General features: G+C 66.2%; 20 protein-coding genes. 9 read left to right on the top strand and 11 right to left on the bottom strand.

Annotated features, from left to right (window positions below):
- Positions 1-646 precede the first annotated feature (646 nt).
- The 7 genes from J3U95_RS00270 (at position 647) to J3U95_RS00240 (ending at position 10,867) form a co-directional block, all read left to right on the top strand.
- Positions 647-1,291, top strand: coding sequence for an ANTAR domain-containing response regulator (locus J3U95_RS00270; protein ID WP_208276723.1), 645 nt, complete (start codon positions 647-649; stop codon positions 1,289-1,291).
- Between the two features lie 35 nt (positions 1,292-1,326).
- A complete protein-coding gene (locus tag J3U95_RS00265) occupies positions 1,327-2,493 on the top strand; it encodes a CmpA/NrtA family ABC transporter substrate-binding protein (protein ID WP_208276722.1) in 1,167 nt (388 codons plus the stop codon).
- 257 nt (positions 2,494-2,750) lie between these two features.
- Positions 2,751-4,049 carry an MFS transporter gene (locus J3U95_RS00260; protein WP_208276721.1) on the top strand — a complete coding sequence of 433 codons (1,299 nt, stop codon included), beginning with the start codon at positions 2,751-2,753 and terminating at the stop codon, positions 4,047-4,049.
- Between the two features lie 14 nt (positions 4,050-4,063).
- Positions 4,064-6,589, top strand: a complete 2,526-nt coding sequence (gene nirB, locus J3U95_RS00255; protein ID WP_208276720.1) for a nitrite reductase large subunit NirB — start codon at positions 4,064-4,066, stop codon at positions 6,587-6,589.
- Between the two features lie 12 nt (positions 6,590-6,601).
- Positions 6,602-6,949: a nitrite reductase small subunit NirD gene (nirD, locus tag J3U95_RS00250; RefSeq protein ID WP_208276719.1), complete on the top strand. Its 348-nt coding sequence runs from the start codon at positions 6,602-6,604 to the stop codon at positions 6,947-6,949.
- Positions 6,946-8,163, top strand: coding sequence for an NAD(P)/FAD-dependent oxidoreductase (locus J3U95_RS00245; RefSeq protein ID WP_208276718.1), 1,218 nt, complete (start codon positions 6,946-6,948; stop codon positions 8,161-8,163). Before nirD ends, J3U95_RS00245 begins: the two co-directional genes overlap by 4 nt.
- 13 nt (positions 8,164-8,176) lie before the next feature.
- Positions 8,177-10,867 carry a nitrate reductase gene (locus J3U95_RS00240; RefSeq protein ID WP_208276717.1) on the top strand — a complete coding sequence of 897 codons (2,691 nt, stop codon included), beginning with the start codon at positions 8,177-8,179 and terminating at the stop codon, positions 10,865-10,867.
- A gap of 5 nt (positions 10,868-10,872) precedes the next feature.
- Here J3U95_RS00240 and J3U95_RS00235 read toward each other — a convergent pair whose 3' ends face one another.
- From J3U95_RS00235 to J3U95_RS00220, 4 genes are all read right to left on the bottom strand, one after another.
- Positions 10,873-11,817 carry a hypothetical protein gene (locus tag J3U95_RS00235; protein WP_208276716.1) on the bottom strand — a complete coding sequence of 315 codons (945 nt, stop codon included), beginning with the start codon at positions 11,815-11,817 and terminating at the stop codon, positions 10,873-10,875.
- A gap of 3 nt (positions 11,818-11,820) precedes the next feature.
- Positions 11,821-12,570, bottom strand: coding sequence for a DUF6345 domain-containing protein (locus J3U95_RS00230; RefSeq protein ID WP_208276715.1), 750 nt, complete (start codon positions 12,568-12,570; stop codon positions 11,821-11,823).
- 172 nt (positions 12,571-12,742) lie between these two features.
- Positions 12,743-13,723 (bottom strand): TerC family protein, encoded by a 981-nt coding sequence (locus tag J3U95_RS00225; RefSeq protein WP_229519558.1) that lies wholly within the window; start codon positions 13,721-13,723, stop codon positions 12,743-12,745.
- Between the two features lie 166 nt (positions 13,724-13,889).
- Positions 13,890-14,588, bottom strand: coding sequence for a dienelactone hydrolase family protein (locus J3U95_RS00220; protein ID WP_208276714.1), 699 nt, complete (start codon positions 14,586-14,588; stop codon positions 13,890-13,892).
- A 222-nt stretch (positions 14,589-14,810) separates the two neighbouring features.
- Between J3U95_RS00220 and J3U95_RS00215 the strand changes: the two genes are divergently transcribed.
- On the top strand, positions 14,811-15,896 hold the full coding sequence (locus J3U95_RS00215) for a porin (RefSeq protein ID WP_307728313.1): 1,086 nt from the start codon (positions 14,811-14,813) through the stop codon (positions 15,894-15,896).
- A gap of 68 nt (positions 15,897-15,964) precedes the next feature.
- Here J3U95_RS00215 and J3U95_RS00210 read toward each other — a convergent pair whose 3' ends face one another.
- From J3U95_RS00210 to ilvC, 5 genes are all read right to left on the bottom strand, one after another.
- A complete protein-coding gene (locus tag J3U95_RS00210) occupies positions 15,965-17,278 on the bottom strand; it encodes an MFS transporter (protein WP_208276713.1) in 1,314 nt (437 codons plus the stop codon).
- A gap of 102 nt (positions 17,279-17,380) precedes the next feature.
- A complete protein-coding gene (locus J3U95_RS00205) occupies positions 17,381-18,214 on the bottom strand; it encodes a class II aldolase/adducin family protein (protein ID WP_208276712.1) in 834 nt (277 codons plus the stop codon).
- An 82-nt stretch (positions 18,215-18,296) separates the two neighbouring features.
- The gene (locus J3U95_RS00200; RefSeq protein WP_208276711.1) at positions 18,297-19,292 is read right to left on the bottom strand and encodes a PDR/VanB family oxidoreductase; all 996 of its coding nucleotides are present in this window, start codon (positions 19,290-19,292) and stop codon (positions 18,297-18,299) included.
- Positions 19,293-19,344: 52 nt separating this feature from the next.
- Positions 19,345-20,874, bottom strand: coding sequence for a Rieske 2Fe-2S domain-containing protein (locus tag J3U95_RS00195; RefSeq protein WP_208276710.1), 1,530 nt, complete (start codon positions 20,872-20,874; stop codon positions 19,345-19,347).
- Positions 20,875-20,954: 80 nt separating this feature from the next.
- Positions 20,955-21,971, bottom strand: coding sequence for a ketol-acid reductoisomerase (gene ilvC / locus J3U95_RS00190; RefSeq protein WP_208276709.1), 1,017 nt, complete (start codon positions 21,969-21,971; stop codon positions 20,955-20,957).
- Positions 21,972-22,129: 158 nt separating this feature from the next.
- Here ilvC and J3U95_RS00185 point away from each other — a divergent pair, with 158 nt between their 5' ends.
- The gene (locus J3U95_RS00185) at positions 22,130-22,837 is read left to right on the top strand and encodes a GntR family transcriptional regulator (protein WP_208276708.1); all 708 of its coding nucleotides are present in this window, start codon (positions 22,130-22,132) and stop codon (positions 22,835-22,837) included.
- Between the two features lie 132 nt (positions 22,838-22,969).
- On the opposite strand, the gene J3U95_RS00180 is transcribed toward J3U95_RS00185, so the two are convergent.
- Together J3U95_RS00180 and J3U95_RS00175 are read right to left on the bottom strand one after the other, a co-directional pair.
- Entirely contained in the window at positions 22,970-23,803 is an 834-nt protein-coding gene (locus J3U95_RS00180) for an OmpA family protein (RefSeq protein WP_208276707.1), read from the bottom strand.
- Positions 23,804-23,812: 9 nt separating this feature from the next.
- The gene (locus J3U95_RS00175; protein ID WP_208276706.1) at positions 23,813-24,196 is read right to left on the bottom strand and encodes a DUF4398 domain-containing protein; all 384 of its coding nucleotides are present in this window, start codon (positions 24,194-24,196) and stop codon (positions 23,813-23,815) included.
- Between the last annotated feature and the right edge of the window lie 147 nt (positions 24,197-24,343).

Raw genomic sequence — 24,343 nt, 5'->3', positions numbered from 1 at the left:
AAATGGCTTGGTTGCCAGTAATGCTCGCGAGAAATGCGCATGCATTCTAGCGCAGGCATTCATCAGGACTGCGAAATGTGACAGGTTTTTTTTGCTGTAAAGACAAGCGCCGGCGGTACGTCAGTACGGCCGGCGCCCGATGCGGAGGGGATATCGCGGCAGTGACGCGCCGCAATGACTCCCTGTATTACATGGCCTTGAACGGGCCTTTTGGCGGACGCGGCAGGAACATTGCGACGCGAGCTGCCACGGCGACGACGGCCAGGGCAATGGTGACGTATTCGAGCGGGTGCATGATTAACCCCGCACCGCTGGAGCGTAGCCGCCGTGGGCGACGTACAGTTCTTGCGAGAAGCTGCGGATGGCCGAGATGGCTGCCGCGAAGAAGCTGGTGCGTTGGATAGCTGCAGTCATGATTGTTCCCCTGAGATAAATACTTCGATGTTGCGTTGCAGTATATGGGTGTCCTCGTCATAAACAAACTTTAGATTTGTGATTCCAGCGATTCGTTCTGTGAATGGTTGTAAAGTTGCTCTCATGCAAGATATTCGATATGCGAATATCTCGGACACGGCGTTTTGCATAAGAAGGGCATGGGCTATTGACGATGCTCGCGCCTGGTGCGAATCTTGCATATCGTAAGCACATGAAATCGCGAGACAGTGCTTCACCACACCTGCGGATCGTCGTCGTGCTTTCCGCAACAGCACCCGGTACCGACCCGGACGCCGCCCAGGCCGCACAGGCCCGGCGCAGCACGGCGCTGCGCATCGGTCTGCTCGAATCGGGCTACGACCTGATCGCATCGCTGCCGGCCGACGTCTTCCTGCCCGAGCGCATCGCCCAGTTGCAGCCCGACCTGATCATCGCCGACAGCGAGTCCGATGCGCGCGACGTGCTCGAGCACATCGTGATCGCCACCCGCGACGCGCGGCGTCCGATCGTCCTGTTCACCGAAGACGATGCGCCGGCCAGCATGGACGCGGCGATGGACGCCGGCGTCTCGGCCTATATCGTGGCCGGCCTGCAGGCCGAGCGCGTCAAGCCGGTGCTGGACGTGGCGCTGGCGCGCTTCCGGCGCGAGCAGAAGCTGCTCGATGAGCTGAGCGACACGCGCCAGAAGCTGGCGGAGCGCAAGACCGTCGATCGCGCCAAGGGCCTGCTCATGAACCGCTACAGCCTGACCGAGGAGCAGGCCTACCAGCGCCTGCGCACCCTGGCGATGAACAAGAACCTGAAGCTGGCGGAAGTCGCGCAGCGCCTGATCGACGTGGAAGACCTGCTCGGCTAGGCCACGCTTCACTATATACAAGGACAAGGAGACGTATGACATTGGCAGGCAAAGGCGCCTGGATCGCCGGCACCGACCGGCCCGAGATCGAGACCGTCCGCATCGGCTTCATGCCGCTGGCCGATTGCGCGCCGCTGGTGATGGCATCGGTGCTCGGCTTCGACGAGCAGTACGGGGTGCGCTTCGAGCTCACCCGCGAACTGTCCTGGACCGCCATGCGCGACCGCCTGATCGGCCAGCAGCTCGATGCGGCCCATGCGCTGTACGGGATGGTCTATGGCATCCAGAACGGCATCGGCACCCAGCAGTGCGATATGGCGGTGTTGATGAACCTGCACCAGAACGGCCAGAACATCACGCTGTCGCGCGCGCTCGCCAACGCCGCCCTCGATCCGGGCCTGCTCAAGCGCGAGATCGACGCGAAAGGGCGCAAGCTCACCCTGGCCCATACCTTCCCGACCGGGAACCACGCGATGTTCCTGTATTACTGGCTGGCCGCGCATGGCATCGACCCGCTGGTGGATTGCCAGGCGGTGACGGTGCCCCCGGGGCAAATGGCGGCCAGCCTGGCGGCCGGCCATATGGATGGCTTCTGTGCGGGCGAACCGTGGGGCCAGCGCGCCCAGCGCGACGGCGCCGGAGTCCAGGCCGCGTCCAGCGAACAGGTATGGCCGAACCATCCGGGCAAGGCGCTCGGCACCCGCGCCGACTTCGCGGCCAGCCACCCGAATACCTGCCGCGCCATGATCGCCGCGCTATTGGAGGCGGCGCGCTGGCTCGATGCCTCGCGCACCAACCGCGAAGCCGCGGCCGAGGTGCTGGCCAGTCCCGCCTACGTCAATGCCAGCCGCGAGACGCTGCAGTTCTGCCTGGCCGGCAGCCATATCGACGAGCACCGGGAAGGCGGCTGGCGCGGCCACAACGGCCTGCGCTTCCATGCCGACGGCGAGGCCAACTTTCCCTGGCTGTCGGACGGCATGTGGTTCATGACCCAGCACCGGCGCTGGGGCCTGCTGCGAGAAGCGCCTCCTTACCTGGCGTTGGCGGCCCAGGTCAACCGCATCGACTTGTACCGCGAGGCGGCCGAACGCACCGGAACGATGCTGCCCGCTTCCCCGATGCGCAGCTCGACCCTGTTGGGCGGCAGGGTATGGGACGGCAGCGACCCGCATGCCTGGGCCGGCGCACCATCCGGATCTTGAACGCGGTGCATGCGGGTGCATCATCGTGGGGAGCGATGCACCGCAATGCAGCATCCGACCGCGATCCACGGGCGTACGCCCCCTGAAGCACCGGTGGCACGCCTCTTGCTCATACCTCTGACAGGATCAATGGCGATTCTCTTCACGATTTTCACTTAGCGCTGGCCCAACGCGGGGACGGCAACAGGACAACGGCGTCCGCAGCTACTGCCCATGGCAGCAAGCGCGGACGCCTTTTCGTTTTTAAAGGAAGAACAATGGCCAGCAAAGCGGACAGCATCAAGCTCTTTTCCTTCCAGGGGGCGCCCATGCGCGCCTTCCACCTCACCTGGGTCGCCTTCTTCGTCTGCTTCTTCGCCTGGTTCGCCTGCGCGCCGCTGATGCCGGTCATCAAGGGCGAATTCGGGCTCTCGATGGAGCAGATCGCCAACATCAATATCGCGGCGGTCGCGATCACCATCTTCGTGCGTCTGCTGGTCGGCCCGCTGTGCGACCGCTACGGCCCGCGCAAGACCTATACCGGCTTGCTCCTGCTGGGCGCGATTCCGGTGCTGGGCGTGGCGCTGGCGCAGAGCTACGAAGCCTTCCTGCTGGCGCGCCTGGGCATCGGCGCAGTCGGCGCCAGCTTCGTCATCACCCAGTACCACACCTCCGTCATGTTCGGACCGAAGGTGGTCGGCACCGCCAACGCGGCGGCGGCGGGGTGGGGCAATGCCGGCGGCGGCGCGGCGCAGGCGGTCATGCCGCTGATGCTCACCGCCATCGTGATGCTGGGCGTGAGCCAGTCGCTGAGCTGGCGCCTCGCGCTGGTGGTGCCCGGCGTGATGATGATCGTGATGGCCTTCTTCTATTGGCGCTATACGCAGGATTGCCGGGCCGGTAACTACGACGATTTGCGCAAGACCGGCCGCATGCCGGAGGGCGGCGGCAAGGGCGGCTGGGCGAGCTTCGTCGCCGGCTGCCGCAACTACCGCGCCTGGCTGCTGTTCGTCACCTATGGCGCCTGCTTCGGCATCGAGATCTTCATCCACAACATCGCCGCCGTGTACTACGTCGAGCACTTCGACCTGTCGCTGGCCCAGGCCGGCATGGCGGCCGGCAGCTTCGGCCTGCTGGCGCTGTTCGCCCGCGCGCTGGGCGGCTGGCTGTCGGACAAGGCCGCGCTCTCCGGTGACCTGAACCGCCGCGTGACCGTGCTGTTCGTGCTGATGATCGGCGAAGGCCTGGGTCTCTTGTGGTTCGCCCGGGCCGAGGGCGTGGTATTCGCCGTGGTCGCGATGCTGGTGTTCGGCCTGTTCACCCACATGGCCTGCGGCGCGACCTATGCCCTGGTGCCGTTCATCGCGCCGAAGGCGCTGGGCGGCGTGGCCGGCATCGTCGGCGCCGGCGGCAACGTCGGCGCGGTGGCGGCCGGCTTCCTGATGAAAGGCACGGGCGACATCAAGCAGACCCTTACGATCCTCAGCGGCCTGGTGCTGGTCGCCAGCGTCTGCGCCATCGCAGCCCGATTCACCGCGACCAGCGCCAACACGGCGCCGGCAGCCGCAGCAGCTTAATTAGGGAGCAGCAAATGCATATCGTCGTCATCGGCCACGGCATGGTGGGCCACAAATTCCTCGAAACCCTGGCCGCCAGTGGCCGGCAGGATCTGCGCGTGACGGTGCTGGGCGAAGAGCCGCGGCCGGCCTACGACCGCGTGCACCTGTCCGAATTCTTCGCCGGGAAGAGTGCGGACGACCTGTCGCTGGTCGCGCCGGGTTTCTTCGAGCGTGAAGACATGGCGTTGCGCCTGAATGCGAAAGTGGTCGGGATCGACCGTGCGGCGAAGAAGGTGACGCTGGCCGACGGTTCCTCTGTTGCTTACGACCGCCTCGTGCTGGCGACCGGTTCCTATCCCTTCGTGCCGCCGGTGCCGGGCGCCGACCGCAAGGACTGCTTCGTCTATCGCACCATCGAAGACCTGGAAGCGATGCAGGAGTGTGGTGCTCGTTCCAGGACTGGCGTGGTGATCGGCGGTGGCCTGCTGGGCCTCGAATGCGCCAAGGCGCTGCGCGACCTGGGCCTGAACGCCCACGTGGTCGAATTCGCGCCGCGCCTGATGGCGGTGCAGGTCGACGATCCCGGCGCGCGCGTGCTGCGCACCCGCATCGAGGAGCTGGGCGTCGGCGTCCATACCGGCAAGAACACGCTGGCCATCGTCGATGGCGACGACACCACCCACCGCATGCAGTTCGCCGACGGTACGCACCTGGACACCGACATGATCGTGTTCTCGGCCGGCATCCGCCCGCGCGACGAGCTGGCGCGCGCGTCGGGACTCGAGATCGGCCCGCGCGGCGGGATCGTCATCGACGACCGCTGCCAGACCTCGGACCCGCACGTCTACGCCATCGGCGAATGCGCGCTGTGGAACGGTCAGCTGTTCGGCCTGGTCGCGCCGGGCTACGACATGGCGCGCACCGCGGCGCGGCACCTGCTGGGCACGGAATGCGGTTTCGCTGGCGCCGACATGAGCACCAAGCTGAAACTGATGGGCGTGGACGTGGCCAGCATCGGCGATGCCCACGGAGCCACGCCGGGCAGCCGCAGCTATCAATTCATGGACGAGCGCAAGCAGGTCTATCGCAAGATCGTCGTGTCGAGCTGCGGCAAATACCTGCTGGGCGGCGTGCTGGTGGGCGAGGCGTCCGCCTATGGCGCGCTGCTGCAGACGATGCTGAACAGGATCGAACTGCCGGAGGCGCCGGAATACCTGATCCTGCCGGAGAGCGGTGGCGCGCGTCCGGCGATCGGCGTCGACAAGCTGCCGGCCACGGCCCAGGTCTGCTCGTGCAATGACGTCAGCAAGGGCGCCCTGTGCGAAGCGGTGGCCGGCGGCGCCACCACCATCGGCGTCCTCAAGAGCTGCACCTCGGCCGGCACTGCCTGCGGCGGCTGCGTGCCATTGGTAACCCAGGTCCTCAACGCCGAGCTGAAGAAACTGGGCGTGGCGGTTAACAACCACCTGTGCGAACACTTCCCGCACTCGCGCCAGGAGCTGTACCACCTGGTGCGCGTCGGGGCTATCCGCGATTTCGGCGAGCTGCTGGCGCGCCACGGCAAGGGGCTCGGTTGCGACGTCTGCAAGCCGACCGCCGCCAATATCCTGGCCTCGGTGTGGAACGATTTTGTCCTGAAACCGAAGCACGCCAGCCTGCAGGATTCGAACGACTATTTCCTCGGCAACATCCAGAAGGACGGGACCTATTCGGTGGTGCCGCGCATGCCGGGCGGCGAAGTCACGGCCGACGGCCTGATCGCGGTGGGGATGGTGGCCAAGAAGTATGGCCTGTACACCAAGATCACCGGCGGCCAGCGGGTCGACCTGTTCGGCGCCCGCGTGGACCAGCTGCCCGCGATCTGGGAAGAGCTGATCGCGGCCGGCTTCGAATCGGGCCACGCCTATGGCAAATCGCTGCGTACGGTGAAATCCTGCGTCGGATCGACCTGGTGCCGCTATGGCGTCGGTGACAGCGTCGGCTTCGCCATCGCGCTGGAGAACCGTTATAAAGGCTTGCGCGCGCCGCACAAGATCAAGTTCGGCGTCTCGGGCTGCACCCGCGAATGCGCCGAAGCCCAGGGCAAGGACGTCGGCCTGATCGCCACCGACAAGGGCTGGAACCTGTACGTGTGCGGCAATGGCGGCATGAAGCCGCGCCACGCCGAGCTGATCGCCTCGAACCTCTCCGAAGAAGACGTGGTGCGCCTGACCGACCGCTTCCTGATGTTCTACGTGCGCACCGCCGAGCGCCTGCAGCGCACCAGCACCTGGCGAGAAAACCTCGAAGGCGGTCTCGATTACCTGAAGGCGGTGGTGGTCGACGACAGCCTCGGCATCGCGCAGGAGCTCGAAGCGCAGATGCAGCACGTGGTCGACACCTATGCCTGCGAGTGGAAGGAAGCCGTCACCGATCCAAACGTTCGCCGCCGCTTCCGCCACTTCGTCAACAGCACGCAGGTCGACGAGAACGTCGTGTTCGTGCCCGAGCGCGGCCAGGTGCGTCCGGCCACCTTCGATGAACGCCGCCGCACCATTCCCATCGCCACCGTCGCATAAAGGAGAGCAGCCATGCACCGTGATCTTCAACTCGCTAACTGGACCGCCATCTGCACCTTGGACGAGATCGTGCCCGACACCGGCGTGTGCGCCTTGCTGAACGGCCGCCAGGTGGCCGTGTTCCGCGTCGGCGCCGATGAGCCGAGGGTGTTCGCCATCGATAACTACGATCCGAACTCACAGGCCGCCGTGCTGTCGCGCGGGCTGGTGGGCAGCATCGGCGAGCGCATCGTCGTGGCGTCGCCGATCTACAAGCAGCATTTCGACCTGCAGAGCGGAGAATGCCTGGAAGCGCCGGCGCAATCGGTCGCCAGCTATCCGGCGCGGATCGACGCCGGGCAGGTGTGGGTCGCGGCATGAAGCCGTCTTTGGTCGTGGTCGGCAACGGCATGGCCGGCATGCGTACCGTCGAGGAGCTGCTGGCGCTGGCGCCCGATTTGTACGACATCACCGTGTTCGGCGCCGAGCCGCGCGTGAACTACAACCGCATCATGCTGTCGCCGGTGCTGGCCGGCGAGAAGACGGCGGACGAGATCGTGCTGCATCCGCGCAGCTGGTACGAGGAGCACGGCGTCACCCTGCATGCGGGCGACCCTGTGGTGGCGATCGACCGCAAGCGGCGCATCGTGCGTGCGCAGTCGGGCCGGGAAGTGGCCTACGACCGCCTGCTGCTGGCGACTGGCTCGCAGCCTTTCATCGTGCCGGTGCCGGGCGCCGAACTGCCGGGCGTGGTGGGCTTTCGCGACCTGGACGACGTCGACACCATGCTGCAGGCGGCGCGCGAGGGCCGGCATGCGGTCGTGATCGGCGGCGGCCTGCTCGGACTGGAAGCGGCCAACGGCCTGCTGCGGCGCGGCATGGACGTCACCGTGGTGCACCTGACCGGTAGCCTGCTCAACCAGCAGCTCGACGGCGACGCATCGCTGTTGCTCAAAAGTGCGCTGGAGGGACGCGGCCTGCGCATCCTGCTGGGCGCCCAGACCGAGGCCATCCTCGGCGCCGGCAAGGTGGAGGGCGTGCGCTTCAAGGACGGCACGCAAGTGCCGGCCAACCTGGTGGTGATGGCAGCCGGCGTGCGTCCCAATGTGGCGCTGGCGCGCGCCGCGGGCCTGCACGTCGAGCGCGCGATCGTGGTGGACGATACCTTGCAAAGCTATGACCCGCGCGTGTACGCGGTGGGCGAATGCGTCCAGCACCGCAAGGCGACCTTCGGCCTGGTGGCGCCGATCTGGGACCAGGCGCGGGTGTGCGCCGCCCACCTGGCGGGCCTCGGCCATCGCCGCTACGTGCAGCAGGCCACGGCCACCAAGCTGAAAGTCACCGGCATCGACCTGTATTCGGCCGGCGACATCGTCGGCGGGCCGGGCACGCAAGACCTGGTGCTGCGCGACCGCCGCGCCGGCATCTATAAACGCCTGGTGCTCGAGGGGAACCGCATCACGGGCGCCGTGCTGTACGGCGACGTGCTCGACGGTCCCTGGTATTTCGACCTGATCCAGCGTGGGGCCGACGTGTCGGCGCTGCGCGATCGATTGTTGTTCGGGCCTGCAATGTGTGAAGCGCAGGCCGCGTAGAAGAGAGTCATTTATGGCGCACATGCCGATCCCGCTGCAAGAAGTCCGCACCACCTGTCCTTATTGCGGCGTCGGCTGCGGCGTGAAAGCCACGCCGCTGGGCGATGGCGGCGCGCTGATCGAAGGCGACGCCGATCATGTGGCCAGCCGCGGCCGCCTGTGCGTCAAGGGCTCGGCCCTGGGCGAGACGCTGGGCCTGGATGGGCGCTTGCTCCATCCTGCTGTCCGCCGCGACGGCGCCATGGCGCGCACCAGCTGGATTGATGCGCTGGACACCGTCGCCGACGGCTTCAGGCGCATCATCGCCGAGCACGGGCCGGATGCGGTGGCGCTGTACGTCTCGGGCCAGATCCTCACCGAGGATTACTATGTCGCCAACAAGTTCATGAAGGGCTACGTCGGCAGCGCCAATATCGACACCAACTCCCGCCTGTGCATGTCGTCCGCCGTGGCCGGCCACAAGCGCGCCTTCGGCGAAGACGTGGTGCCGGGCTGCTACGAGGATTTCGAACTGGCCGACGCGATCGTGCTGGTCGGCTCGAATGCCGCCTGGTGCCATCCGACGCTGTTCCAGCGCATCGTCAAGGCGAAGGAAGCCCGTCCCGAACTGCAGATCGTCGTGCTCGACCCGCGCCGCACGGCCACCTGCGAATTGGCCGACCTGCACCTGCCGCTCAAGCCGGGCAGCGACGTACGGCTGTTCAACGGCCTGCTGGCCTATCTGGCGCGCACGGGCGTGGTCGCCCATGATTTCGTTGCGGCTCACACGCATGGGTTGGAAGCGGCGCTGGAAGTCGCCGAGGTGGACGGCGAGGTGAACGAAGTGGCGCGCGACTGCGGCGTCGATCCGGCCCAGCTGCGCGCTTTCTATGAACTGTTCGCGCGCACCGAAAAAGTGGTGACGGCGTTCTCGATGGGCGTGAACCAGTCCTCGAGCGGCACCGACAAGGTCAACGCCATCATCAACTGCCACCTGCTCACCGGCCGCATCGGCCGTCCCGGCATGGGCCCGTTTTCGCTGACCGGCCAGCCGAACGCGATGGGTGGACGCGAAGTGGGCGGCCTGGCGAACATGCTGGCGGCCCACCTCGACCTGGACAATGCCGGCCACCGCGAGGCGGTGCGCAGCTTCTGGGGTGCGCCGCGCATCGCCGACAAGCAGGGCCTGAAGGCCGTCGACCTGTTCCGCGCGGTGGAGGCGGGCAAGGTCAAGGCGGTATGGATCATGGCCACCAATCCGGTGGTCAGCATGCCGGATGCCGACCAGGTGCGGCGCGCGCTGGCCGCCTGCGAGCTGGTGGTGGTGTCGGACGTGGTGGCGAACACCGACGTCGGACAATATGCGCATGTGCTGCTGCCGGCGCTGGCCTGGGGCGAGAAGGATGGCACGGTGACCAATTCCGAGCGCTGCATCTCGCGCCAGCGCGCCTTCCTGCCGGCGCCGGGCGAGGCGCGCGCCGACTGGCAGGCGTTGTGCGACGTGGCCAAGCGCATGGGCTTTGCCGGCTTCGATTACGAGGGCGCGCACGCGATCTTCGACGAGCATGCGCGCCTGTCGACCTGGAAGAATGGCGAAGAAGGCTATCGCCGCGCCTTCCGCCTCGATCCACTGGTCGGCATGGACCGCGCGGCCTACGATGCGCTGCAACCGGTGCAATGGCCGCTGCGCGCGCCGGCCGAGGGCACCGCGCGGCTGTTCGGCGACGGCCGTTTCTCTCACCCCGACGGCAAGGCGCGCTTCGTCGCGACCACGCCGCGCGCGCCTGTGCACGCGCCTGGCGGCGAGTTCCCGCTGGCGCTCAACACCGGCCGCCTGCGCGACCAGTGGCACACGATGACGCGCACCGGCAAGTCGCCGCGCCTGGCCGGCCATGCGGCGGAACCTTTCGTGGATTTGCATCCGCACGACGCGCTGCTGGCCGGCGTACGAGAAGGAGAACTCGCCCGCGTCAGTTCACGGTGGGGCGCGATGGTGGCGCGCGTGGCGCATGGCGGCGGCATCGCGCGCGGCGCGGTGTTCGTGCCGATCCACTGGAACGGGCAAACTGCCTCCGATGCGCGCGTCGGCGCGCTGGTCAATCCGGAAGTCGATCCGGTGTCGGGCGAGCCCGAGTTCAAGCACACGCCGGTGCGGGTGGAGCCGTTCGGCGTGGCCTGGTATGGCTTCATCCTGAGCCGCACCGAACTGAACCTGGAACGGGTGGCGCACTGGACCCGCGTACGCGGCAGCGGCTTCCTGCGCTATGAGCTGGGCGGCCGCGAGCCGGTATCGCCCGCGATGGCGCGCGCGCTGCTCGGGGCGGACGAGGACGCCGACTGGATCGAGTATGAGGACAAGTCGGAAGGCATGCTGCGGGCGGCGCTCGTGGTCGATGGACGCCTGGAAGCCTGCCTGTTCGTGTCGCGCCGGCCCGACCTGCCGGCGCGCGCCTGGCTCGGTGGATTGTTCGCGCAGGCCGAACTGAGCGCACGCGAACGCGCGACCCTGCTGGCTGGCCGCGCGCCGACGCTGGGCCCGGACCCCGGGCCGACCGTCTGCTCCTGCTTTGGCGTCGGCCGCAACACGATCTGCGCGGCGATCGAAAAGCAGGGCTTGACGACGCCGGCCGAGGTGACCGCCTGCCTGCGGGCCGGCGGCAACTGCGGATCGTGCCTGCCCGAGATCAGGTCGCTGTTGCAGGAGGTGCGCTCAGCCGTGGTGTGACCGGATCACGACGCCCCGTCGCGGCACTCCGGATGCAGGCCGCGCGAGCGCACCACCGGCGCCTCGTTGCCGAACAGCGGCAACTCGATGTATGGCCGCTCGGTGGCCGACACCGCCAGCACATAGGCCTGGCGCTCGAGCCGGTGCTGCAGCACGACCTGCGCCACGTAGGCCGGGGCCAGCACGCGCTGGGCCTTGCGCTTGCCCAGGTCGAGATAGCCGAAGCGCATCGTGGCCGATTGCACGACGTCGCCCGGTAGCCGATCCTTCGATTTGCCCAGCACGCTGGCCAGGCGCTCGGCCAGCTGGCGCGCGGCCAGTTCGGCCTCGATGACGGGCGCGCTGTCGAGCACCTCGGCATCGCTGTGCCGGATGTTCAGCGCGAGCGCGTCGACCGTGCCGTCGCCGGCCAGGCGCAGCGCCACCGAGGCGGCCCCCAGCACCGGGATTTCTCCCACCGCATGGCGCCAGGCGCCGGTGGCGCGCACCAGCAGCGTGTCCGAGAGCTTCTGGTCGCGGTCGCTGCCGCGCGCCTTGGTCTGCCACAGGCGCTCGAAGGCGAGGCTGCCGCGCTCGCCGACCCAGGCGCCGATGTCGATGCGCTGCGCGGCCTGTTCCAGCTGGCGCACCAGCGCCGGCGTTTCTTCCGGCCGCTGCCAGGGCGCCTGGAACGGCGCCAGGCCGGACACGTACTGCAGCGCGCCCGAAGCGTGATAGACCACGGCGCGCGCGCCATCGGGCAGGTGCACCACGCTGCGCTCGCCGCGGTCGGCCAGGTTGGCGCGGTCGTGGCGGCAGATGTCGGCTTCGTGCAGCGCGGTCAGGAAGCGGTTCATGTTGGCGCGCGCATCGTCGCGGGTGAGCGGGGTGAGCGCGATCACGTCGGCGCGGCCCGGCACCGCGTGGGCGCCGGTCTTCATCAGGGTATCGATCAGGGTTTGCTGGTTCATGGTTCAGCCCTCCGTCCACTTCCACAAGAGACATGCCTGCTGCGCCGGCGCCAGGTCGGGAGTCACGCCGCCGTGGCCCCACAGGTGGTCGCGATTCAAGGCGGACAGATCCCAGCGGATGACGCCACCGTTCCAGGTGGCGGCGTCGCCCACGCAGACGGTGACCGGATGGTTGTCGACCCACCAGTCGGACACGCCGTCGTGCCAGGCGCTGGAGACGGTGTCGCCGTCGACCAGGTTGTCGGCCACGTCCTCGCCGCATTCGTCGGTGGTGATGCCGTCGTACATATCGCCCCAGGCGCCGCAATAGATGTGCAGGCGCGCGAAGATGTTCCACAAGCCGGTGACGGCGGCCAGGTTGACCGTGTGGCAGGAATAGGCCATCACCCATTCGCTGTTCCAGTCCTCGCCCAGCTGCCACCCGTCGGACCAGGTGCGCCATTCGCTGTGCGCGATGTCGTACAGCATGCGCGCCCGGCCATCGGCCTCGGAATTGCCGTGCGTCTCGATCCAGAACAGGTCGACGTCGTCGACCCAGTTGCGGTCGCTGCCGCCCTGATCGACGTCGCGGATATCGGTTTCCCAGACGTCGGTATTGGCCCAGTAGAAGGCGCGCGTGTGGCCGGCCGAGCGCAGCGCGCTGTCGAACCCATTGCTTCTGTTAAAGGTGTACGTCAGGTCTCCCGCCGTGCTCACGCCGGCGGCGCGCGCATGGTTGAAATACCGGATTGCTTCGACTCCGAACCTCGCCATGAGATTCTCCTTTCGTGTCAAGAAGCCATGCGCCGCACCCTGATGGGTACGGCGGGGGGCTCGGGATACAGTAGTCGGAGCGAAGGCGGCGGCTCTGGCGAAGATCAGGCTTCGGGAGGGTTGGCGTTCCAGCCGGATACAAGCGCCGCGCGGGCTTGCGCGGCGTCGACTCTCAGGCAGCCGGTGGCGGAGTCTTCTGCGGCTTGGTCGGTTTGGTCGTGAGCAGGCTGGCGACGACCGAGGCGAGCAGGATGGCGCCGACGACCCCGAGCGCGATGCCGGTCGGAATCTTGAAGATATCGAGCAGCAGCATCTTGATTCCGATGAAGATCAGGATTGCCGCCAGGCCGTATTTGAGCAGGTGGAAACGGTCGGCCATGTCCGCCAGCAGGAAGTACATCGCGCGCAGGCCAAGGATGGCGAACACGTTCGACGTGAACACGATGAATGGGTCGCCGGTGACGGCGAAGATCGCCGGGATCGAGTCGACCGCGAAGATGACGTCGGTGATCTCGACCATGATCAATACGACGAACATCGGCGTCGCATAGCGCAGGCCGTTCTGGATGACGAAGAAATGTTCGCCGTGATATTCATTGGTGATGCGCATATGGCCGCGCAGCCATTTCAGCACCTTGTTGTCGGCCAGGTCGGGTTCGCTGTCGGCCGAGATCAGCATCTGGATGCCGGTGTACAGCAGGAACAGGCCGAATACGTAGAGGATCCAGTGGAACTGGGCCAGCAGCAGGGCGCCCAGGTAGATCAGGATCGCGCGCAGCACGATGGCGCCGAGCACGCCATACAGCAGCACGCGCTTCTGGTATTGGGCCGGCACGCCGAAGAAGCTGAACAAGGTGATCCAGACGAACACATTGTCGACCGCGAGGGATTTTTCGATCAGGTAGCCGGTGAGGTATTCCAGTGCCTTGTCGCGCGCGACGACGGGCCCGGCAATGCCCTCCAGGTACCAGTGGAACCAGCCGCCGAAGGCGAGGGCGACCGTGATCCACACGAGCGACCACAGGGCCGCTTCCCTGGTGCTGACCTTGTGGTCGCCGGCGGTCTTGAGGCCGAAGAAGTCGATGGCCAGCATGACCACCACGAAGGCGGCGAAGGAGAGATAGAGGGTGGGCGTACCGACCGATTCGATCATGGCTTCTCCAGGCGTGGCAAGGCGTCCCGGACGATCTGGTGTCCGGCGGCGTTGGCATTAAAGCATGAGCCTTAGAGGAACGCCGCACGCATGGGGCGCTGCAATACGCGGAATGGAGAAGGAGGATGCGCGCCCGCCGGCATGGCGCCGGCAGGCGGCGGGACGCTTAGCGCAGCGTGCGGGCGAAGAACTCGTCGGTGCGGCTGTTGGCCAGCGTTGCATCGTCGTGGTCGTAGTGGCTGCCGCCCGGACGCGCGAAGGCGTGGTCGCGGCCCGGATAGACGTGGACCTCGGCATCGGCCTTGCCTTCCAGCGCGGCCTTGATCTGTTCCTGCGCTTCCGGTCCGATGTATTCATCGGCGCCGGCCAGGTGGTAGAGCAGGGGAGCGCCGATGTGCTTGGCTTCGTGCAGGTACTGGTCGGTGCCGCCGCCGTAATAGGCCGCGAAGGCGTCGCCATCGGTGCGGGCCGCGGCCAGGTAGGTCATCAGGCCGCCCAGGCAATAACCGGTGACGCCGACCTTGCCGGTGCTGCCTTCCATCGTGCGCGCGGCGCTGATGGTGGCGGCGATGTCCTGCACGCCGTGGTCGAAGTCATAAGCCTGGTACATCGAGAAGGCCTTGGCGACGTCGGCTTCGTTCGCCTCAGACAGCTGGATGCCCGGGTCGGTGCGCCAGAACAGGTCGGGGGCGACGGCGATATAGCCCTTGGCGGCGTAGTTGTCCGCGATGCTGCGGATACCGCCGTTCACGCCGAAGATTTCCTGGAGCACGACGATGACCGGGTAGGTACCCACGACATTGGGACGCGCGACGTAGCAGTCGAAGCTGCGGTCGGCGGTGGTGACGGTGAGGGTTTCGGACATGGGATTCCTCTTGGTTGAAGGGTGGATGCCGGCCGGTGGATGCATGCGACCGGCCGTTGCAAGACATATCATAAAGCCGATAGCGCTATCGGAACAGGTTCGCGTTCTTGACACCGCATCACGCTCCTCGCACAATGGATTCCGTATACAGAATACTGTATATGAATCCGGTGGGCCCATGCATCAGCATGCCTTTGCCGGACCAAAAAACAGGAGACGACAATGAAAACGATGCAGACGAGGCGCCGATGCCTGGCCGCGGCATTGCTGGCTGCCACCGGCGCGCCGGCGCTGGCCCAGGATGCGGTGACCGTGTACGGGGTGGTGGACATGGCCATGGTCCAGGAAGCTGGAGGCAGCGCCGGGAAGGTCACCAAGCTCACCAGCGGGGTCGGCGCGGGTTCGCGCATCGGATTCCGTGGGTCGGAAGATCTCGGCGGCGGTACGTCGGCCATCTTCCTGATGGAGAGCGGCTTCCAGGCCGATACCGGCGCCATGGGCCAGGGCGGCCTGCTGTTCGGGCGCCAGATCTATGTCGGGCTGCAGGGCCGGCTCGGCACGGTGACGGTCGGCCGCCAGTACACGCCCCACTACATGACGACGGTGTTGGCCGATCCCTTCGGTTCCGGCTACGTGGGCGACTCGAAGAACATGCTGGCGGTGACCGGCAACTCCTTCAGCCGCATGGACAACACGGTCAAATACGTGTCGCCGACCATGTACGGCGTGTTCCTGGAACTGGTCGCCGCCGCGGGCGAGACCGCCGCCGACCGCGAGAGCGGACGCCAGCTCGGCATGGCGCTCGACTATACGTCCGGTCCGCTGCGCCTGCGCTTCGGCTACCACGACCGCAACAACGACACCGCCACCTTGCGCAATACGAAGAACGCCAGGAATGCCATCGTGGCCGCGGTCTATGACTTCGGCATCCTGAAGGCCCACGCCAGCTATGGCCGCAACCGCGGTTTGAACAGTTCGGTGTGGCGCAACAATGACAATCCCTATGGCTACGCCGAAGCGCCGCTCGCCTCGACCGACAGCAAGGATGCGCTGCTCGGGCTGACGGTGCCTTTCGGCCAGCATGCGCTGATGGCTTCGTGGATCCACAAGGACGACCGCGGCGCGCGCAACCAGGACGCCAGCCAGTTCGCGCTCGGCTACCGCTACGTCCTGTCCAAGCGCACCGAGCTGCATGCCGCGTGGTCGCGCATCGACAACCGCAACGGCGCCAGCTATACGGTCGGCAGCGCCATCGAGGCCGGCTCGGGAGACCGGGCCACCAGCGTTGGCATCCGCCACAGCTTCTGACTGGACGAGTAAGAAAAGGCCCCGCTGCGTTGCCGCAGCGGGGCCTTTTCGATTGCGCCGAAGTCCTGTTACTTCTTGCGCGACACCAGGTGCGCCGGGATCGTGAACACCAGCAGGCCGCCGATCACCAGGCATGCCGCGATCACCAGCAGGCCGTTGCCGGTGCTGTCGGTCGCTGTCTTCACGTAACCCAGCATCGACGGCGCGATCAGGCCCGAGAAACTGCCGACCGAGTTGGCGAAGGCGATGCCGGTCGCGGCCGCCGCACCGCTGAGAATGGTCGGCGGCAGGGTCCAGAACTGGCAGATCGTGGTCATGATCCCCATCGTCGCCAGCGTCAGGCCCATCAGGGCGATCGTCGTGTTGCCGGCATACAGCACGCTCCACACCAGGCCGACCGCGCCGGCGAAGCCGGCCAGCGCAAGATGCCAGCGACGCTCGCCGTGGCGGTCCGAGCTGCGTCCGGTCATCACCATCGCGACGGTCGCCGCCGCATACGGGATGGTGGTCAGGAGGCCGATGTGCCAGGCGTCGACCACGCCGCTGTCCTTGACGATCGACGGCAGCCAGAAGCTGATCGCGTACAGGCCCATGGTGAAGAACAGGTAGATCGTGGCCAGCAGCCAGACACGCGGATTGGTCAGGCCGTCGCGCAGCTTGTGCAGGTGCTTGCCCTGGGCGTCCTGGGCCAGGTTATGTTCGAGCAGCGCCTTCTCGCGGGCATCGAGCCACTTGGCGTCCTTGATGCGGTCATCCAGGAAGAAGAAGGCGATCACCCCCAGCAGCACGGTCGGAATCGCCTCCAGCAAAAACAGCCACTGCCAGTTGGACAGGCTGCCCACGCCCACCATCGAGGCCATGATGAAGCCCGACAGCGGCCCGCCGATCACGCCCGACATCGGGATGCCGGTCATGAACAGCGCCGTCACCTTGCCGCGGCGCGAGGACGGGAACCAGTAGGTGAGGTACAGCAGCACGGCCGGGAAGAAGCCGGCTTCGGCCATCCCGAGCAGGAAGCGCAGCACGTAGAACTGGGTCGGCGTGGTGACGAACATGGTGCAGGCCGAGATGATCCCCCAGGTGACCATGATGCGGGTGATCCAGAAGCGCGCGCCGACCTTCAGCATCACGATATTGCTGGGCACCTCGAACAGCACATAGCCGACGAAGAACACGCCGGCGCCGAGGCCGTAGACCGCCTCGCTGAAACCGAGGTCGTTCATCATCGACAGCTTGGCGAAGCCGACGTTCACCCGGTCGAGATAGGCGAATACATAGCACAGGAACAGGAAGGGAAGCAGCCGCCACATCACCTTGGCATAGACGGCGCCTTCTTCGTCACGGGTAGCCGCGACCCCCGCCGCGGAAGTAGAACTCAACATTGTCTTGTCTCCTGCTGTTATATGAAATACGCGCCAGGGCACCTTCATGTGCCTTCGGGTTGCCCCGGCGCGGCGTGCAGCAATGGTGAAAATAATCCTCCTTCAGTCGAACATATCAGGTTGGGTGCGCTTCAGCTGGTCCCAGATCGGCTGGAAGTGCAGCCAGCCGATGTAGTCGCTGCCGACGTGCTCGCGGCTGTAGCGCGAGCGGTCCGGCGGCACCATGACCGGCTTGATGCCGGTCGCCTCGACCAGCAGTTGCTGCTGGCAGCAGCGCTCCAGCGCGATGAACCAGAACGCGGCCGACTCGATGCTGTGGCGGCTGGCGGTGAGCAGGCCGTGGTTCTGGTGGATCGCCGCCTTGACGTCCTTGAACCAGTCGCACACCGCCAGGCCCGCCTTTTCTTCCACCGCCACCTGGCCGGCTTCGTCGCGGATCACGATATGGTCCTCGAAGAAGGCGGCGGCATCCTGGCTGATCGGGTCGAGCGGGCGGCCCAGCGCGGCGAAGGCGGTGCCGTACACGGTGTGGGCGTGGCACATGGCCATGATGTCGGGATGCGCTTCGTGCACCGCCGCGTGCAGCACGAAGCCGGCGCGGTTGATCGCGTAGTCGCCCTCGACCACCGTGCCCTTGTGGTCGGCCAGGATCAGGTTCGAAATCTTGACCTGGTCGAAGTGCACGCACATCGGGTTGGTCCAGTACAGCTCCGGAAATTCCGGATCGCGCACCGTCAGGTGGCCGGCGAAGCCGTAGTCGAACTTGTGCTGGGCGAAGGCGCGGCAGGCCGCCACCAGGCGCTCCTTGCGGTGCTGGCGCTCGTCGGCGAAGCTGTCGAATACGGGGATCTCCGGATAAATCAGCCCGGTCTGCTTGGGCTGGTAGATCGAGATCGGGGCCGCCTGGGCGGTCGTGGGTTTCACTTTGTCCAGCATGATGTCTCCTTCGTTGGGGTGATGCGCACGGCCGGCCGCCGCCATGCGGGCGCTGCGGGCGTGGCCGTCGGATTGGGTGGGATCAGAGGTCGAGCACGAGCACCGGGCTGGTGGCGCGCGAGACGCAGGCCGTCAGCCACTGCTCCTGCTCGTCGGCGCCGAGGATGTAGTCGCGGTGGTCGACCGAGCCTTCCAGGTAGCGGATCTTGCAGGTGCCGCACAGGCCGGCCTGGCACGAAGTCTCGACCCGCACGCCGGCTTGTTCGAGGGCTTCGGCGATGCTGCGTTCGGGCGGCACCTCGATCTCGGCGCCGGTGCTGGCGATCCTGAGCAGGAAGGCGCCGGCCGTCGCCGGCGCGCAGGCATCAAAGCTTGGCTCGGGCGCCTTGAAGTGCTCGAAGTGAACGGTGCCGGCCGGCCAGTGGCGGCTGGCGTCGGCGCAGGCCTGCATGAAGCCGGCCGGGCCGCAGTAGAACAGGTGAGTATCATCGGCCGGCTCGCGCAGCAGGCCGGCGATGTCCAGGCCCTCGCCTGGCGTGCCATGGTCGAAGTGGAACTGCACGCTGCCGTGCTCCCAGTTCGCGCCGAGCTGCTCGCCGAAGGCCACGCAGTCGCGGTTGCGCGCGCAGTAGTGCAGCTCGAAGGGGATGCCCTGGGCTTCCAGTGCGTGCGCCATCGACTTGACCGGCGTGACGCCGATGCCGCCTGCCAGCAGGATGACCTTGCGGGCGCCCGGCGCCAGGCCGAAGTTGTTGCGCGGCGCGCCGACGCTGGCGATGTCCTGCACCTTCAGCGTGTCGTGCAGGGCTTTGGAGCCGCCGCGGCCCTTCTCGTCGCGCAGCACCGCGATCACGTAGCGGTGCCGCTCGCACGGCGCATTGCACAGCGAGTACTGGCGCGTCATCCCGTTCGGCAGGTGGATGTCGATGTGAGCGCCGGCCTCGAACGGCGGCAGGTCTTCGCCCTGCGGGTGCACCAGCTCGTACGAATTGATGCCATGGCCTTCGAAGCGGATCTGGCGCACCAGTAGCGAGAGCCGGGTGTCGGAAGGCGTGATGTGGGTCTGTGTCATTTCCATGCTTGTCTCCTGGTCGGCCCGGGAGCGCCCGGGCCCATGGTGCCTGCCCGCCTTACTTGCGGGTCGAACCTTCCAGTTCGTCGAGGCGCTGGCGCACGAAGGCGGCGCGCTCGTCGCCCTTGAGCTTTTCGCTCTCGGTGATGATGGCCACGATCTGGCGCGTCACATGGCGGCGCTGCGCCACTTCTTCCTCGACCGTCGCGCCTTCCTTCACTTCCAGCACATTGCCCGAGCAGTAGCTGTTGGGCATGCCGCCCGACTCGCGCAGCCACTCGGCGAACTGCTGCGGACCGGCGGCCGGATTGCTGCCGCGGACGGCATCGCGCAGGAGCTTGCGAAACATGAACACGCCGGCGTCGAACTTGGTCGGGTTCTCGAGGGCGTGCACGGCGATCGGACGCTGGCTGATGATGGCCTCGTAGTCGCCCGGCGCGTACTGGCACTCCTTGTAGTTCGCGCGCGCGCGGTGGTCCGATGGAATCGGCGGCAGGTCTTCCAGCTTGTACTTGCCGAAGCGCTCGGGGCGGCGCATCGCAACCTGGCCTTCGAGGAAGTCGATGGTTTCGTAGCCGACCATCTCCTTGTTGCCGACGCCGCGGGTATCGATCCCGGGACCCATCACGCGCCAGCCGATCATCTTGGCATTGGTGTCGTCGACCGGCACGGTCCAGCGCACGATGTGAAAGCGCGAGAACAGCTTCTTGTTCGAGCCGTCTTCGGAGGTGTAGGCGTGCAGGCTCAGGTTCGGCAGCACCTGGTGCTGGACCCGCACGAACAGCTTGTCGCCGTTGACGCGGCGCGCGCCGGCGCAGGCCAGGCCGCGCCCGCCGTGCACCGGAATGAATTGCATGTCCGGCGCCACTTCCATCGAGGCCGCGCCGACTTCGTCGAAGGTGGTGCCCTGGAACTGGCCCTTGACGACGTTCTTGGCCGCGTGCAGGGCGGTCGGGTGGAAGTTGTCGGCCGCGTTGTCCTGCACCTGCAGCCAGTTACAGTGCTGGAAGTTCGAATACGGAACCAGCTCGTCGCCCTCGGCCACGGTGAAATCGCCTTCCCACTCGGGGAAGGGCGGCTCTTCCTCCGGCGGGCCCATATAGGCGAACACCAGGCCGTGGCGCTCGAAGGCCTTGTAGGCGCCCTGCTTGATCGAGCAGGCGTACTTCTCGGCCTCTTTTTCCTCGCCCTTGGGGAAGGGCACGTGCAGGCAGGTGCCGTCGATGTCGAACACCATGCCGTGGTAGCAGCACATGATGCCCTTCTCCTGGATCGCGCCGTATTCGAGCGAGGCGCCGCGGTGTACGCAGTGGGCATGCAGCAAGCCGACCCGGCCCGAGCCGTCGCGGAAGGCGACCAGTTCCTCGCCCAGGATCTTGAGGAAGTGCGGCGTGTCGGTGAGTTCCAGCGACATGCAGACCGGATGCCAGAAACGGCGCATGTATTCGCCCATCGGGGTGCCGGGGCCGACCTCGGTCAGTTCGGGATCGTGGCCCGGGACCTTGCTGGTGTGGTAGCCGCCGAACGGGATCAGCTTCTTGACGGTTGGCTGGGCGCCGGCTTCGGCGACTTTGTCTCGGGTATTCATGGGTGGGTCTCCTCCGGGTTCACATGTGCAGGGTGTTCTGTACTCTGTATACAAACAATGGTGGCAAATTTTTTTGGCGATCAGTTCTTGCTGCGGTCGACCAGCCGGCCTTCGGCGATCCACGGCATCATGGCGCGCAGGCGTTCGCCGACGACCTCGATCGGATGGGCGGCATTGAGCCTCCGCCGCGACTGCAGCGTCGGGGCGCCGGCCCGGTTCTCGAGAATGAACTGCTTGGCATACTCGCCGCTCTGGATGTCGCGCAGGCAGGCGCGCATCGCCTCGCGCGTGGCCTCGGTGACGATGCGCGGGCCGGTCACGTATTCGCCGAATTCGGCATTGTTGGAGATGCCGTAGTTCATGTTGGCGATGCCGCCTTCGTAGATCAGGTCGACGATCAATTTGAGTTCGTGCAGGCACTCGAAATAGGCCATCTCGGGCGCATACCCGGCGTCCACCAGGGTGTCGAAGCCGGCCTTGACCAGTTCCACGGCGCCGCCGCACAACACGGCCTGCTCGCCGAACAGGTCTGTCTCGGTCTCTTCGCGGAAGTCGGTCTCGATGATGCCGGCCCGTCCGCCGCCGTTGGCGATCGCGTAGGCGAGGGCCAGCGCGCGCGCGGCGCCGGAAGGGTCCTGGTGGATGGCGACCAGGTGCGGCACGCCGCCGCCCGCGACGTAGGTACTGCGCACGGTATGGCCGGGCGCCTTGGGCGCCACCATGAACACGTCGAGATCGGCGCGCGGCGCCACCTGGCCGTAGTGGATGTTGAAGCCGTGGGCGAAGCCGAGCGCGGCGCCCTGGCGGGCGTATGGCGCAACGCTCTCGGCATACACCGTGGCGATCTGCTCGTCCGGCAGCAGCAGCATGATCACATCGGCAGCGCGCACCGCGTCTTCCACTTGCGCCACCTTCAGGCCGGCGGCCTCTGCCTTGTGCCACGATGCGCCGCCACGGCGCAGACCGACCGTGACGTCGACGCCGGAATCGCGCAGGTTGAGGGCGTGCGCATGGCCTTGCGAGCCATAGCCGATGATGGCGGCGCGGCGCGTACGCATCAGTGCGAGATCGCCGTCCTTATCGTATAAAACCTTCATGGGTCTCCTTTATGAGTATTCTGTGTTCTGTATACAGAATCCATTCTTGCGTATCCAAAGTCAAGCGTTTTGATGCCGCATCCGCGCATATTTCGCTGACGCGGCGCAGCAATTGACTTCGTTCCGTTTGCACGTATACTGAATACAAAGGTGCCGACATGTTAAGTAAACTTACCAAGATTCAAGCTCGTCCCGACCTGGTCGACGAGGTCTATCAAAACCTGCTGGACGCGATCAGCGCCGGGACGCTGCCGCCCGGCGCCCGCATCACGCAAGAAGAGATCGCGGAACAGATGAACGTGTCGCGTTCGCCGGTGCTGCAGGCGCTGCGCCTGCTCAAGAAGGATGGATTGATCCAGGATGCGCCCGGGCGCGGCGTGCTGATCGCCGGCATGGATCCGCAGTGGATCGGCAACCTGTACCAGGTCCGCGGCGCCCTCGATGCGCTGGCGGCGCGCCTGGCGGCGGCGCAGAAGATCGACCTCGGGCCCGGCATCATCGCCGCCGGCCGGCGCGCGGCCAGGAGCGGCGACGTCAAGACCATGATCGATGCCGACATCGCCTTTCATACCGCGATCTACCGCGCTTCAGGCAATCCCTTGATTTTCGAGACCACCCAGCTGCACTGGGTGCACCTGCGCCGGGTGATGGGCGCGGCGCTGCAGTCGGCCGGACAGCGCGAATCGATCTGGGACGAACACGAAGGCATTGCTCGCGCGATCGCCGCCGGCGAGGTGGAATTGGCTGGTCAACTGTCCGAGCAGCATGCAGAATTCGCGCGCCGCAACTTGCTCGAGCGCCTGGGTGAAGTGCTGAACGCGCCGCAGGTCGCCGGCAGCAATCGCGCCGGCGCACGCGCGCGCTGAACGTGCGCGCGATTGCGTAGTCGGCCCGCAATCGACAAAAAGCCAGACCGGCGCACCGTATCTGGCTTTTCCAATCCTCTGGCTGGGGCGAGAATACTCAACCCATGCACATGAAGATTCGTGTTCCTGACATCATCGCTCGGGTTGCTTGGATTGTCCGTTCTCGTCGCTCGATTGCGTGGAGGAGATTTGCGATGCTCCGCGCATTTGCGTGTCCACGTCGCCAGTGATGACCTCCGCCCGCCGGTTTTCCAGGCGCCCGATTCTGCTGGCGTTGCTGGACGCAGGATTCTCTTCGCCGAAAGACCGGATCGCGATGCGGCTGGAAGCAATTCCACGCTGGAGCAGGGCGGTACGCACCGCCGCCGCCCGTTTCAGCGCCAGGGCCTGGTTGTAACGGGGACCGCCGACATTGTCGGTATACCCTTCAATCACGACCTCGCGTTCGGGATTGCTTTTCAGTGTGGCGGCCAGTTCGTCAAGCGCGCGTTTGGCGCTGGCCGGGATTTTCGCGGTTCCGGGGGCGAAACCCACCAGGTCTTTTTGCGCCAGCTCCGCGATTGCGCTCGGTTTGCCACGTCGTTGTTCGATCGCTACCGTCATTGTCTGGTTCAGTTCCGCGGCCGCAACCTTCACTGCATCGTCCGCAGCACGCGCGTTGGCAAATTCTTGCGCCGTGGCTGCGCGCTGCTGTGCAAGATAGGCGAAATGCCTGGTGGCCGTCAGGTCGTGCTTGTCGTTCCACACCGTTTTTGCCTTTTGCAGTGATGCCGTTGCGCGTTCCAGTTCGCTGGGAGCGTATTTGGCCACGTGGGGATCGGCTGACGCATGGTCGATGGCTTGCCCGGCATTGTCGATTGCCGTACGTGCGGCAGCCACCTCGGACGCCGGCGGGGATGTCGCGCATCCCGTTGCGATGATACCGGCCACAACCGCGCCGGTGGCTGATCGGAGGATGTGGTTCATCTCGCACCTCTACTGGTTCTGGTTTGCGCGGTTGATTGCATCGCGCAAGGTCTGGTTAGTCTTGGTCAGTTCGGTAGCCGCGATCCTGGCCTGGGTCGATTCGCTCTTGGCGCGCGCCAGATTGGCATCGACCTGCGCTTGCTGGGCCAGGCGCATCGCGTCGTGCTTGTGGTGGCCGGTGGCAGCAGCGTTGGCCCGCGCCAGCTTATCGGCCGCGGCGCCGAAGTCCGCAGGAGCGTTTTCCTGCGCACCCGCCATCTGCGCTTGATCGACCGCCTCACGACTGGTGGCAAGCTGGTGGTTTAACTCTGAACTGGAGCACGCGGACAGGGCAAGAAGAAAGCATCCCGCCACCACGCGTGACGGATGATGGAAAAGTTGAGCGAGGATCATGGGGCGCCTCCCGGGAAACCTGAGTTTGAGAATTTCATCCTAAGGGAGAGATATTCATCGTTCAATCAGACCAAAGGACAATCGTCCAGAGTTCCCGGGCTTGAGCTTGCCGTATTTATCCAAGGGGCCACAGCGGAGGGGAATGCC

Source organism: Massilia oculi, assembly GCF_017582745.1.
Classification (GTDB): Bacteria; Pseudomonadota; Gammaproteobacteria; order Burkholderiales; family Burkholderiaceae_D; genus Telluria; species Telluria oculi_A.
This window is presented reverse-complemented; position numbering and strand designations above follow the sequence as displayed.